Raw genomic sequence first — 12463 nt, forward strand, 5'->3', positions numbered from 1 at the left:
CCAGGGCGTTGGATAGGGACTGAGAACGTAGTCGAGAGTATTGGCGCGATCTGGCAAGATAAACATCGACAAGATGACATCACTATTCATTATTAATTGACAATTGGTGGCCCATGGATCGATTCGCTGCTCTTGGCGCCTTTGTACGCGTGGCCGAAACCCGTAGCTTCACCCGCGCAGCCGAACAACTCGGCCTGTCGAGGGCCCGGGTGTCGGCGATCGTGCAGGAGCTGGAGAATCATCTCGGCGCTCGGCTGCTGCATCGCACGACGCGCCAGGTGCGGCTCACGCCCGACGGCGATGCCCTGCTCGAACGCTCGCGGGATCTGCTGGACGATCTGGACGAGCTCGAATCGCTGTTCGATCCTGGCAGCGAACTGGCGGGAAGGCTGCGCGTAGACGTGGGGCACGCCATGGCCCGGCAGCTGCTCATCCCACGGCTGCCGGATTTTCTGGCGGTACACCCGCGGCTGTCGATCGAGCTCAGCTGCTCCGATGGCCCGGCCGATCTGGTGCGCGAAGGGCTGGATTGCGTGGTGCGGGTCGGCGAACTCGGCGATTCCGATCTCATCGCCCGTCATCTGGGCGTGATGGCGCTGGCGAACTGCGCCAGCCCGACCTATCTGGCACGCCACGGCCATCCGCAGACGCCGGCCGATCTGCCCGGCAGCCACCAGGTCGTGCATTACGTCCCCCACCTAGGCACTCGGCCGCCGCCGTTTGTCTACAGGGAGGGCGGCGAGGACCATGATCTGGAACTGCCCGGCGTCATCAGCGTCAACAGCACGCAAGCGTATACCCAGGCCTGTCTCGCCGGCCTCGGCCTGATCCAGGTCCCGCGCCTCGGCGTGCAAGCCTTGCTCGACAGCGGCGAACTGATCGAAGTGCTGGCGGATTATCGGCCCGCCGGCATGCCGGTCTCGTTGCTGTATCCGCATCGCCGCAACCTGTCGCGGCGCGTGCGTGTGTTCATGGACTGGCTGAGTGCCGAGATCGACGCGCATTACCGGTTGGAGTGATCGCGCCTGGCCCAGACGCAGCAGCCCACGTGAGAATACGCTCCCCACGGGCGCAAACCGTTTGTGCTGGCTGTTGCCGAGCACTCCAGGCTGGCCTTGCTGTTGCCGGCTGCACCCTATAAAACGCTGGTCGAGCGGTTTACGGAGAGCCTGCCGTACTTGCTGCGCTACCTGCTCGTGCCCGAGCCCCTGATTGACGCTGAAATGAAGGCGATGCAGCCCATGCAGATTGCGAAGACGAATTCGCGTTCCGTGCTGGCCAGCATCAACCAGTACGACTTCATGATCTCCTGCTGCCTGGCCGGCGAATCCTGGACCACGGTCGATGTAATGAAGCACATGGTCGAGGAGATCAGCAAACCCAATGGTTACGAACCCGTTGGCGATGTGGTGCGAGGTCTGTTCGGGCTCGAGCCGATTATCGTATCGGCCATGCGGGCGTATTGATCGACAACCAGCGCGGCGAACGCCGGGTTGAGGGTGGCATGTGAGCAGTCAAACGAATCAGCCCAGGTCTGGGCTATCGCGCGGATGTGACGGCGAGCAGCGTTAGTACGGCCAAGCCGATGCCGTCAATCACGATACGAGAAAGCACAAAAAAGCCCGCTCGATGGAGCGGGCTATGACAGACAGCTCAACGCCTGACGACTATTCGGCGGTATCGCCGATCGTTGCTTCGTCACGCAGGCCAGCGACGGTCTTGTCGCCGACGCCGCTGACCTGGGTCAGGCCATCGACCGATTTGAACGGCCCGTTCTCCTCTCGGTAGTCGATGATCGCCGAGGCTTTGGCCGGGCCGACGCCGTCGAGCTGGGTCAGTTCACCGGCAGAGGCTGTATTGAGGTTGACCGCAGCCAGCGCCGCTGTGGATACGAGCGAGAGCGCGAAAGCGAGTGCGAAGAGTAGTGATTTCATGAAAATCCCCTCGTTATTCTTGTTTGATTGATTACGTGGCGGCTTTTTTGATCCGCAAGTAAAACCTAGACAACCGAAAGGGTGGCTTGCAAGTCATATGCAGACACGGTTTGCCGTGCTTGCAATGAACCATTTCGAGACAGTCATTTGCGACGGGCACGCCGCGCAATGTGACGCACTGCGGCATGAGATGAGCGCATCGGATGCGCGTCAAGTGACGCTATACGTCAATATTCAGCGTATAGACGTGGCACGCCGCCGCTAGCAAATCCTGCTTCTCGAAAGCGTCCCCGTGCTCGGGTGCCCGTCTCGACAGCTATCGGGCGAGTGGGATAACCGTCAGTGAGCGCACGCCCTGGGCGCCGCGCACCAGCACGCCTTCGATATCGGCCGTGGCCGAGGGGCCGGTGTGGAAGACGGTGTAGGCCGCGTTCTTGATGTCGTCGCGCTGGTAGGCGCGATGAATATTGGTGACGATCTCGGCCGGGTCGAGCAGGACCACGAGATGCTGGGCGAGGTACGCCACGGCGTTGACTGTCAGTTCGGCCTCGGTGAAGCAGACGCTGCCGGTTTCGGCCACGCCGAAGCGGGCGCGAAGAACGGCGATATCGACATCGTGCAGATCGGCCGGCGCGCCGGCGATCTCGCGGTTGCCCTCGACTTCGGGCACGTGCGAGGCGATGACGGCATTGACGTCGAGCGGCTGGCCGAGTTTGTCGGCCAGTGCTTCGCGCAGGGTGTCGTCGATGCTCTGGCCGGCAGTCGGCGCGTGCCAGGTGCCGCCCATGGTAGTCAGACGCTCCGTGAACAGCGCTGCAAGTCCGTCCTGATCCGGCGGGTAGGCGTCGTCGTAGCTCGGTACGGCGGGCGCGGGCGCGTCGATGGCGGGTTTGGCCGCGCGTACCGCGGCCAGGATATCGGCGCGGCTGCTCATGGTGTGTCTCCGCTATCCGTCGGCGTGGTCTTGTTCAGACGGTTGCGCTTGTACCAGTCGTGGAAGGTGCCGTTGTCCGGCGGGTTGGGCATCTCGCGGCCTTCGCCCCAGGCATTCATGCGGTTGTAGAGCGCCCAGCGCGGCAGGTGCTTGAGCGCGGAGTTCGTGGCCTTGATCGCGGCGCGATAGCCCTTGGGGCTGGCCAGCACCTTGCCCGCGGCGGTCAGGCCGGTCTTCTTGGTCCAGGGCAGATGGCCTTCTTCGGCGAGCACCTGGCGCCAGCCGAAGATCTGTTCGTGGATATTGATCTTGACCGGGCAGACGTTGGTACAGCTGCCGTTGAGCGTGGAGGCGAACGGCAGGTTGGAATAGCGGTGCAGGTCGAAGCTCGGATTCAGGATCAGGCCGAGCGGGCCGGCATAGGTGGCGCCGTAGGACAAACCGCCCGAGCGGCGGTACACCGGGCAGGTGTTCATGCAGGCGCCGCAGCGGATGCACTTGAGCGACGACCAGAATTTTTCCATGCCCAGCCGCTTGGAGCGGCCGTTGTCGACCAGCACGATATGCATCTCGCCGCCTTGCTTGGGCGCGCGAAAATGCGAGGTGTACTGGGTGATCGGCGAGCCGAGCGCGGAGCGCGACAGCAGGCGGATGAACACGCCCATGTCCTCGACTCTAGGCACGAGCTTCTCGATACCGATGCTGGCCACGTGCAGGTTCGGCACGTTGGCCGATAAGTCGGCGTTGCCTTCGTTGGTGCAGACCACGAAGCCGCCGGTTTCGGCGACCGCGAAGTTCGCGCCGGTCATGCCGGCATCGGCATCGAGGATCAGCGGTCGGGTGGCATCGCGTTGGCGCCCGGCCAGATAGTGGGCGTCGTCGTTGTCGGGATCGCTGCCGAGCTTTTCCGCGAACAGGCGGGCCACGTCCGAGCGCATCTTGTGCACCGGCGGCACCACGATATGGCTCGGGTCCTCGCCGTCGAGCTGCTGGATGCGCTCGCCGAGATCGGTCTCGACGATTTCGATGCCGACGCTGCCCATGTAATGCCGGAAGCCGCATTCCTCCATGAGCATGGATTTGGACTTGATCACGCTCTTCACGCCGTGATCGGTGAAGATCTCGTGGACGATGCGGTTGTGCTCGGCGGCGTCCTTTGCCCAGTGCACGTGCACGCCGTTGGCCTTGGCGTTGGCCTCGAACTGTTCCAGATAGGTGTCGAGGTTGGTGAGCGTATGCGTCTTGATCTGGCTGGCCAGCTCGCGCAGCTCTTCCCATTCCTCGATCGTGTGGGCCTGCTTGTCGCGCTTGGTGCGCATGGCCCAGACGCGGGTGTCGTGGGATTTGGCGTGTTCGGGCGCGTTGAGGAACTGTTTTGCCGACCGGGCATGGTCGACGCGCTTGCCGTCGGCGGCCTTGGCCGGGCGCGGCTGGGCCTCGCGGGTGGCTTTGGCACTCTGAATGGTCGCGGCTGGGTCGGGCTGGTTCGTGCTCATTGGCTCGCCCCGTTGAGAATTTCGGCGATGTGCTTGAAGCGGATCGGTGCGCCGATGCGCGCGGCACAGCCCTGCTGATGCATCAGGCAGGATGAATCGGCGGAGACGATGTATTCGGCGCCCGCGCGGCCGTGATCGGCGACTTTGTCTCGCCCCATCTGAGCCGAGACTTCCGGCTCGGTCACCGAAAACGTGCCGCCGAAGCCGCAGCATTCGTCCGGTCGATCGGCGTCGACCAGTTCCAGGCCGGCGACGGTCTTGAGCAGGGCACGCGGCTTGGAAAAGCGCGGCCCGCCGATCTCGCTGGCACTGCCGTGGCCGAGATTGCGCAGCGTGTTGCAGGAATCGTGATAGCCGACGCGATGCTCGAAGCGCGCCCAGGGAAATTCGCGGACTTCCAGCACATCGTGCAGGTATTCCACCAGCTCGAACGTGTTTTTGCGCACATGCCTGACCGCATCGGTCTGCTCGATGGCGGTGAGGTTGTCGCGGATCTGGTGCACGCAGCTGCCGGACGGCGCGACGATGACGTCATATTGGGCGAAGTTATCGACAAAAAGCTGTTCGGTGGCTGCTGCTTCCGGGTGACAGCCGGCGTTGACCATCGGCTGACCGCAGCAGGTCTGGTCGAACGGATAGTCGACCTCGCAGCCCAGGCGTTCCAGCAATTCCAGCGTGGCGACGCCGACATCGGGATAGAAGGCGTCGATGAAACAGGGAACGAACAATCCGATGCGCATGCGCTCTCCGGTCGCGGGGTTATCTGCGGCGGCGCCGGGTCAACGCCCGCGCAGTTAGTGTCAATCTGCCAATGTGGCACGGCTACACGCCGTCGGGCGAACGTATCGGGCGGGAATCCGCATACACGAGCCCGCCGGCCAGAGACGCATTATGAATCAACGCGGCGGCCTGCACATGGCCACGGGCGAATGGCCACAATTACCGGGCCGCTCGGGCCCGCCGACCCGCTGGTTATTTCGGCGCCGGCCCCTGGACCACGTGGACCAGGTCGTCCGGACGAATCCAGCGCTTGAAGGCTGCCTGAATGGCCTTGGCGTCCACCGTCTTGTATGCGGCCGCGGCGCGATAGGGTTCGTCCAGCGGTACGCCGCGATCGATACGCGAGAGCAGGCCGCCGCCGATGGCGTCGGCGCTGGCCTGGTTGAGCGCGATCTGGCGCACCATCTCGGCCTGTGCCCGGTGCAGTTCGTCCGCCGAGACGGGCGCGGCCGCCATTTGCGTGAGCGCGTCGGCGATCAGGCGGTTGGCGGTGGCGACCTTGTCCGGCAGGGCGCCGTACTCGAACGCCAGATGGGTTCGGGTGCGATCGGCCTGCAGGCTGGAATGCACGTAGTAGACGAGCCCGCGTTCGGCGCGCAACTCCCGGTACAGGCGGCTGGCATAGAAGCCGCCGGTAAGCACCTGATTGCCGACCTGGAGGGCGTAGTAGTCGGGTTCGCTCTCGTGCAGGCCCACGGTTTCCGCGAGGCGAACGGTGTCCTGCACGCGGGCACTGTCGGGAACCCGCGTACTGGCGGCCTTGTTGGCCGGCACCGGCGGCAGATCGACGCGTGGCGTATCGCCTTGGGCGTGCCAGTCGCCGAAGCTCTTCGTGACCGCTTTCTTGGCCGCTGCGGCGTCGACATCGCCGACCACGACAATCGTGGTCAGGTCGGGCCGGAAGACCTGATCGTAGTACTGGGTCAGGTCGGCATAACTCAGGCCGTCGACCGAGTCCGGCGTGGGATGACGCAGGCTCGGGTCGTCCTTCGGGTACAGGCCGATCTTCATCGCCTGGTCGGCATGGAAATCCGGGCTGTCGAGGGTGCCGGCCGTGGCGGCGGCTATCTGGCGCTTGACGATATCGAAGGCTTTTTTCCGCAGCGCCGGGGCCAGTTCGTTCTCGGCCAGCAGGTCGAGACCCTGCTCGAAATGCTCCGGCAGCACGACCATCGAGAAATCGGTGCCGGCGCTGGTGTCCGCGCCGATGGCATCGAGTGCGGCCTGATAGGCCACTCGGTCGTGCTTCTGGGTGCCGAACGAAAGCAGTCGGTCGAGGACCGCGTCCACCCCGTCCTGCCCTTTGGGCGCCTGCAGATCGGGGTTGTTGCGGATACTGCCGTAGACATGCACCGCGCGGGTTGCGTCGCTGGGCACCACGATCAGGCGCAGGCCGTTGTCGAGCCGCGACACGATCGGCGCGGTGGTCTGTTCGGGTACGTCGATGGAGGCCAGCGGTTTGGCGGCCCAGTCCGGCAGGGTGACGTCGTCGACGTGGCTGGGGGTGAACGATTCGCCGCCGCCAAAGCCGGAACTGCTGGCCGGCGCGCCCGAGCTTTCCGGCGTGAGTACCGTGAGCACGCTGTTGTCGTGGGCCAGCATCTGCCTGGCGAGCGCGTTGACCGCCGCGGGCGTGACGTTCTGGAGCGCGTCCAGTTCGGCCTGCGGCGAAGCCATGCGGTCGACAGCCACGGCCTGTGACCAGGCCATGGCCTGGCCGGGGATCGAGTCCTGCTCGGCCGCGGCCTGGGTGACCAGCTGTCGCTTGGCCGCCTCGATCGCATCATTATCGACGCCTTTGTCTCCGATATCGGCGAGGATCGTGCGCATCTGCGTGACCAGCGTGTCGCTGTCGGCGCCGGCCGGGAACGCAGCCACCGCGTAGGCGGTGCCGGCCGCGCGCAGGCCTTCGACCGCGAACTGGGTGCCCAGGCTCTTGCCGGTGGCCACCAGTTGGCTATAGAGCGCGCCGCGCGGATTGGACAGAACCTGGGCGAGCACCTGGGCCGCGGCGTGCTGCGGCGCATCGTCGGTGCCGGGCGCGCGAAAGGCCAGATACGCCAGCCCATAACCGGCGTCGGTGGGCATGCGAATGGCGCTGTCCTTGACCGGCGACAGTTTGATCGGCGCGGTCTTCGGCAGTTTCTGACGGGGAATATCGCCAAAAAGCTTTTGTACGGTGGCGAGGGTGGCCTTGGCGTCGACGTCGCCGGCGATCACCAGCGTCGCGTTGTTGGGTGCATACCATTTGTCGTGGAAGGCCTTGAGCATCTTGCCCGTGGTCGCATCGAAGGACGGCTTCGTGCCCAGCGCGTCGTGCGCGTAGGGCGTGCCGTCGAACAGCTGCTCGCGCAGTCGCGTATAGGCGACATAGTCGGGCGAGGACAGATCGCGGGCGACTTCCTGTTCGATCGCGCCGCGCTCCTTCGCCCAGTCTTCCTGGGCGTCCTTCACGCTTTTCATGCGTTCGGCGTGCAGGCGCAGGGCGACGTCCAGATATGGTGCCGGCACCGTGAAGTAGTACTGGGTGACCTCGTCCTGGGTATCGGCGTTGAACTGCCCGCCCATGGCCGCCGAGATCGCCGAGATCTGGCTCGCCGAGAGCGTATCCGTGCCGCGGAACATCATGTGTTCCTGCGCGTGGGCCATGCCGGGAAATCCCTCCGGCACGTCGCGCGAACCGACGTCGTAGTTCATCACCGTGGTCACCGCCGGCGCCAGCCGGTTGGGCACGACGACCACCTTCAGGCCGTTGTCCAGCGTCGCCCGGCGTACGCCGGCTTCGTTGGCCGCGCGGGTGGGCGACGGCGCCGGTTCGTCTTTCGCGGCGGCCCAGGCGGGCCCGACCAGCCCGCTCGTGAGAACACTCAGAACAACACAGGCGGCGACGCGCCCGCGGCGAGTAGAACGATGATCCATGAACCGGCCCCGGTATCTGTGGCAACAATCAATATGACTGGCTCATACAGACAACAGGCCGACGGCAAAGTGCCGCGGGCTCGGGCAGATCGTTACTTCGGCCCCATCACCCGGTCCAGCAGTTTGCCCTGCGGGATGCCCTGCTTGACCTGGATCTTGTTGTCGTCGTTCTTGTAGAAGATGCCCGGCGTGCCCTGGATGCCCAGATCCGACATCAACAGGTTGTTGGCGGCCACTTTCTGCTGGAGCGCCGAGGGGATATCTTCCATCGGCGTGATGCCGCCGCTGCGATAGTTGTGTTCATGCCGGGCCATCGCTTTTTCCGGGTCGTCGGCGGCCAGCAGCGCCGCGGCCTTGCCGGGGCTGGTCTGCTTGAGGATGCCCACCGGGATATGCCGCAGCTGTACCTTGCCGGCCTCCACCCAGGGGCGCGCTGCTTCGTAGAACTTGTGGCAGTAGGGGCAGTTCGGATCGGTGAAGACATAGATCTTGCGCGGTGCGTCGTCGTCGCCGTCGCCGATCCAGCTGGCTTTCTCCAGCAGCGGCCAGGCGTTCTCGCGGTCCGGCAGGGTGATGGCCGCCTCCAGCTGGGGTTTGGACAGGTTCTTGCCGTCGGCGTCGAGCAGCGTGCCGACGATGACGTGGTCGCCGTCCGGGGTCAGGTAGAGCGAGATCGGGCGCGAGCCGGCGCGGGCGGCATAGCCGGTCATACCGCCGGGCGCGTCGAACTGCTTGACGATGGTCACGCCTTTTTCCTCGATCGTGCGGATCGGCGCCGGCCACGGCTCGGCCGCGGCGCTGCCCGTGATCAGCAGCGATACGACGAGCGACATACAAAGGGCGAAACACGGGGCAACGCGCGACATGGCGACGGCTCCTGGAAAAACACGATTGGCCGCCGGCGGCGGATGCTGGGCGCCAGTCTAAAACAACGGCTGCACGAGCGTGCGCACCGCGGGTAATTGCCGGCCGGTACCGCTGTATCGGCCGGGTCTGTGGCAGGATAACGGCGAGGAGACCGCAACCGACAACATCATGTCCAAAACCGATCATTTCGCCGCGCTGGAAAAGAACGCGGCCAACTACAGTGCCCTGTCGCCGACCAGCTTTCTGGCCTGGTCCGGCGAGGTCTATCCCGAGCGCGTGGCGCTCGTGCACGGCGATCTGCGCCAGACCTGGGGCGAGACGTATCGCCGTTGTCGCCAGCTGGCCAGCGCGCTGGACAAACGCGGCATCGGCCCGGGAGATACCGTCGCCATCATGGCGCCGAATATTCCCGCCACCTACGAGATGCATTTCGCCCCGGCCATGATCGGCGCGGTGCTCAACGCCCTCAACGTGCGCCTGGATGCGGACACGCTGGCCTTCATGCTCGAGTTCGGCGAAGCCAAGATGGTGATGGTCGATCGCGCTTTCGCGCCGGTGATGAGCAAAGCCGTGGCGCAGCTGGATTCGCCGCCCGTGATCATCGATATCGACGACCCGGAATACGGCGGCAACGAAGCAGCCATCGGCGAAACCGACTATGAAAGCCTGGTCGCCGAGGGCGACCCCGACTTCGCCTGGCGCCTGCCGGCCGACGAATGGGATGCCATATCGCTGAACTTCACCTCCGGCACCACCGGCAACCCGAAAGGCGTGGTCTATCACCACCGCGGCGCCTATATCAACGCCATGACCAACGCCATGGCCTGGGACATGCCCACGCATGCCACCTATCTGTGGACGCTGCCGATGTTCCACTGCAACGGCTGGTGCTTCGCCTGGACGCTGGCGGCCAAGGCCGGCACCAATGTCTGCCTGCGCGAGGTTGTGGTCGACCCGATCATCAATGCCATGACCACGCACGGCGTCACCCACTACTGCGGCGCGCCGATCGTGCATTCCATGCTCATCAACGCTGACGAGAGCAAGCTCGCGGGCATCGACCAGACCGTCTACGGCCTGGTCGCGGGCGCGGCACCGCCGGCGGCGATGATCGAAGGCATGGAACGTATCGGCTTTCGGCTGACCCATGTCTACGGGCTCACCGAAACCTACGGCCCGGCGGCACTGTGCGCCAAGCACGAGGCCTGGGATGAACTCACGCTCGACGAACGGGTGGCGAAGAACGGCCGCCAAGGCGTGCGCTACCCGACCCAGGCCGCGCTCACCGTGATCGATCGCGAGACCGGCGACGAGGTGCCGCGCGACGGCGAAACGATGGGCGAGCTGGTGTTCGCCGGCAATATCGTCATGAAAGGCTATCTCAAGAACGAGACAGCCACCGCGGAAGCCTTCGCCGACGGCTGGTACCACACCGGCGATCTCGGCATGATCCAGCCCGACGGCTATATCAAGATCGCCGACCGTGCCAAGGACGTGATCATCTCCGGCGGCGAGAACATCTCGTCACTGGAAATCGAGAGCGTTTTGTCGCGGCATCCCGCGATCGCCTCGTCCGCGGTGGTGGCCCGGCCCGACGAGAAGTGGGGCGAAACACCCTGCGCCTTCATCCAACTGCGTGACGGGCAGACCGCCACCGAAGACGAGATCATCGCCTATTGCCGGGAAAAGCTGGCCCATTTCAAATGCCCGAAGACCGTCGTGTTCGGGCCGCTGCCGACCACGTCCACCGGCAAGGTGCAGAAGTTCGAGCTGCGATCGAGCGCCGAGAAGCTTTAATCTCGGCTCGAAGCTAGATCCGGCTCAGCAGTTCGCGCTTCTTGGCCTCGAATTCCTCGGTGGTGATCAGGTCGCGCGCTCGCAGATCGGCAAGCCGTTCGATGGCGTTGAAAACGGCGTCCTGGTCATGTGCCGGTGGTGTCGATGGGCGCGCTGAGGGTGCCGGATCCGCGCCTCCGATGGGGTCTTGCGCGGACGTGGCGGCGGGGTCGGCCTGCACATCGATGCGGCGCAATGCCGACAACACCACCGGCCCGTGCTGGCTGGTCAGCGTGAGGCTGCCCCGGTCGTTGCTCTGCTGCTGGGAAATCCCGGTGATGCGGTGGTCGGCGGTGTCGTAGAGCGTGGTCGTCCGGCCGTCGTCGATCGCCAGGCGCGCCGTCTCGGCCGACCACGCATAGCGCAGTCCGTTCTGGGCGCCGGTGATATTAGGCGTGCCCAGGGCCGCCGGCCAGTTTGAGGACGTAGCCGTGGCGCCTTGTCCGGAGTGGGCGCCGCCGGTGCTCGAACGCTGGGATTGATGCTGCGACACGGAAGCGACCGAGGAACGGCGTATCGAAGCATCCTCGACCAGCCCCGATTCGGCGCGTAGCAGGGCGCCAAGTGCCTCGCACAGCCCTTCCACCCGCGCCTTGAGCTGATGATCGTTCGGGCGGCTGAGCATGAGCATGCCGCCGGCCATCCACATGCCCGGACCGCCGAATTCGGGATGATCGAATTCGGCCATCTGGGTCTGGCCGTCGGCCACGGCCGTCAGTAGGTGAGTCACTGCCGCCGTGCCGAAGTGATAGCGCTCGGCAAGCGCGTCGATATGCGGCTGTGCCGCGGGCAGAAGTCTGCTCATGAGCGATTGTCCTGGCGAAGCGCCGTGAATTCGAGGAAAGCGATTCTAGACCAGACTCGCGGGCCGGGCCGTCCGTGGTATCACGTAGGGCCGGACCGCATTCAGCAGAGTCTTCAGACGCCCCCGTCGACGTCCAGGAACGCGCCGGTCGTGAACTGCGCTTCGGTCAGATACAGGATCGCCTCGGCAATATCCTCCGGCTGGCCGACACGCCCGAGCGGGATCTTCGACTTGGCCTGTTCCGGCTTGTCCGGCAGGCCGCCGCTGGCGTGTATTTCGGTATCCACCACGCCGGGACGTACCGCGTTCACACGGATGTTCTGATCGGCCACCTCGGTGGCCAGGCCTTCGGTGAGGGTATCGATCGCGCCCTTGGAAGCGCCGTAATCGATATAGGTGCCCGCGCCGCCCTTGCCGGCCGCGTGGCTGGCGGCAGAAGAGACGTTGACGATCACGCCGCCGGGACCGCCGTACTGCGTGCCCATGCGCCGGATCGCCTCGCGCGCGCAGATGAACGGGCCGACGACATTCACGCTCATCATCTTCGCGACCCGCTCGGCGCTCATTTCGGCGACCTTGGCCGGCTGATCGACGATGCCGGCATTGTTGACCAGCGCCGTGATCCGGCCGAGTTCGTCGTCGACGGCGGCGAACATCTTCACCACCTGGGCCTCGTCGGCCACATCCGCCTGCACCGCGAGCGCCTTGCCGCCGTCCTTCTCGATGGCGGCGACCACGGCATCCGCGGCCTCGCGGTTGCTGCGGTAGTTCACCGCCACGGCATAGCCGTACTTGGCGGCCATCAGGCAGGTGGCAGCGCCGATGCCGCGGCTGCCGCCGGTCACGAGCATGATCTTGTCCATATCAGGTCCTGTGATTGCTTGTGCTGTGC

General features: G+C 65.1%; 10 protein-coding genes and 1 pseudogene. 3 read left to right on the forward strand and 8 right to left on the reverse strand.

Annotated elements, in window-relative coordinates:
* Nucleotides 1–113: 113 nt before the first annotated feature.
* A complete protein-coding gene (locus ACFOSU_RS08700) occupies nucleotides 114–1019 on the forward strand; it encodes a LysR family transcriptional regulator (protein WP_380688507.1) in 906 nt (301 codons plus the stop codon).
* A gap of 60 nt (nucleotides 1020–1079) precedes the next feature.
* Nucleotides 1080–1466, forward strand: a pseudogene (locus ACFOSU_RS08705) (DUF6933 domain-containing protein); the annotation flags it as partial.
* Nucleotides 1467–1667: 201 nt separating this feature from the next.
* Here the strand turns inward: ACFOSU_RS08705 and ACFOSU_RS08710 are convergent.
* From ACFOSU_RS08710 to dsbG, 6 genes are all read right to left on the reverse strand, one after another.
* Nucleotides 1668–1934 (reverse strand): ComEA family DNA-binding protein, encoded by a 267-nt coding sequence (locus ACFOSU_RS08710; protein WP_380688509.1) that lies wholly within the window; start codon nucleotides 1932–1934, stop codon nucleotides 1668–1670.
* Nucleotides 1935–2250: 316 nt separating this feature from the next.
* Nucleotides 2251–2868 (reverse strand): LutC/YkgG family protein, encoded by a 618-nt coding sequence (locus tag ACFOSU_RS08715; RefSeq protein ID WP_380688512.1) that lies wholly within the window; start codon nucleotides 2866–2868, stop codon nucleotides 2251–2253.
* A complete protein-coding gene (locus tag ACFOSU_RS08720; RefSeq protein WP_380688514.1) occupies nucleotides 2865–4364 on the reverse strand; it encodes a lactate utilization protein B in 1500 nt (499 codons plus the stop codon). The genes ACFOSU_RS08715 and ACFOSU_RS08720 overlap by 4 nt, the downstream gene beginning before the upstream one ends.
* Nucleotides 4361–5104: a (Fe-S)-binding protein gene (locus tag ACFOSU_RS08725; RefSeq protein ID WP_380688517.1), complete on the reverse strand. Its 744-nt coding sequence runs from the start codon at nucleotides 5102–5104 to the stop codon at nucleotides 4361–4363. The genes ACFOSU_RS08720 and ACFOSU_RS08725 overlap by 4 nt, the downstream gene beginning before the upstream one ends.
* Nucleotides 5105–5336: 232 nt before the next feature.
* A complete protein-coding gene (locus ACFOSU_RS08730) occupies nucleotides 5337–8063 on the reverse strand; it encodes a M16 family metallopeptidase (RefSeq protein ID WP_380688519.1) in 2727 nt (908 codons plus the stop codon).
* Between the two features lie 92 nt (nucleotides 8064–8155).
* Nucleotides 8156–8929, reverse strand: coding sequence for a thiol:disulfide interchange protein DsbG (gene dsbG, locus ACFOSU_RS08735; RefSeq protein ID WP_380688521.1), 774 nt, complete (start codon nucleotides 8927–8929; stop codon nucleotides 8156–8158).
* Between the two features lie 169 nt (nucleotides 8930–9098).
* Between dsbG and ACFOSU_RS08740 the strand changes: the two genes are divergently transcribed.
* Nucleotides 9099–10727, forward strand: coding sequence for an acyl-CoA synthetase (locus ACFOSU_RS08740; protein ID WP_380688523.1), 1629 nt, complete (start codon nucleotides 9099–9101; stop codon nucleotides 10725–10727).
* 13 nt (nucleotides 10728–10740) lie between these two features.
* On the opposite strand, the gene ACFOSU_RS08745 is transcribed toward ACFOSU_RS08740, so the two are convergent.
* Nucleotides 10741–11571 carry an SHOCT domain-containing protein gene (locus tag ACFOSU_RS08745; protein ID WP_380688525.1) on the reverse strand — a complete coding sequence of 277 codons (831 nt, stop codon included), beginning with the start codon at nucleotides 11569–11571 and terminating at the stop codon, nucleotides 10741–10743.
* Nucleotides 11572–11684: 113 nt separating this feature from the next.
* The gene (locus tag ACFOSU_RS08750) at nucleotides 11685–12434 is read right to left on the reverse strand and encodes an SDR family oxidoreductase (protein WP_380688527.1); all 750 of its coding nucleotides are present in this window, start codon (nucleotides 12432–12434) and stop codon (nucleotides 11685–11687) included.
* Nucleotides 12435–12463 lie beyond the last annotated feature (29 nt).

The organism is Salinisphaera aquimarina (assembly GCF_042643355.1).
GTDB lineage: Bacteria > Pseudomonadota > Gammaproteobacteria > Nevskiales > Salinisphaeraceae > Salinisphaera > Salinisphaera aquimarina.

Bases quoted from the DNA above. Each gene is read 5' to 3' on its own strand.
- ACFOSU_RS08720 (WP_380688514.1), bottom strand. From the start codon at position 4,364: ATGAGCACGAACCAGCCCGACCCAGCCGCGACCATTCAGAGTGCCAAA.
- ACFOSU_RS08700 (WP_380688507.1), top strand. From the start codon at position 114: ATGGATCGATTCGCTGCTCTTGGCGCCTTTGTACGCGTGGCCGAAACC.
- ACFOSU_RS08740 (WP_380688523.1), top strand. From the start codon at position 9,099: ATGTCCAAAACCGATCATTTCGCCGCGCTGGAAAAGAACGCGGCCAAC.
- ACFOSU_RS08745 (WP_380688525.1), bottom strand. From the start codon at position 11,571: ATGAGCAGACTTCTGCCCGCGGCACAGCCGCATATCGACGCGCTTGCC.
- ACFOSU_RS08750 (WP_380688527.1), bottom strand. From the start codon at position 12,434: ATGGACAAGATCATGCTCGTGACCGGCGGCAGCCGCGGCATCGGCGCT.
- ACFOSU_RS08725 (WP_380688517.1), bottom strand. From the start codon at position 5,104: ATGCGCATCGGATTGTTCGTTCCCTGTTTCATCGACGCCTTCTATCCC.
- ACFOSU_RS08730 (WP_380688519.1), bottom strand. From the start codon at position 8,063: ATGGATCATCGTTCTACTCGCCGCGGGCGCGTCGCCGCCTGTGTTGTT.
- dsbG (WP_380688521.1), bottom strand. From the start codon at position 8,929: ATGTCGCGCGTTGCCCCGTGTTTCGCCCTTTGTATGTCGCTCGTCGTA.
- ACFOSU_RS08715 (WP_380688512.1), bottom strand. From the start codon at position 2,868: ATGAGCAGCCGCGCCGATATCCTGGCCGCGGTACGCGCGGCCAAACCC.
- ACFOSU_RS08710 (WP_380688509.1), bottom strand. From the start codon at position 1,934: ATGAAATCACTACTCTTCGCACTCGCTTTCGCGCTCTCGCTCGTATCC.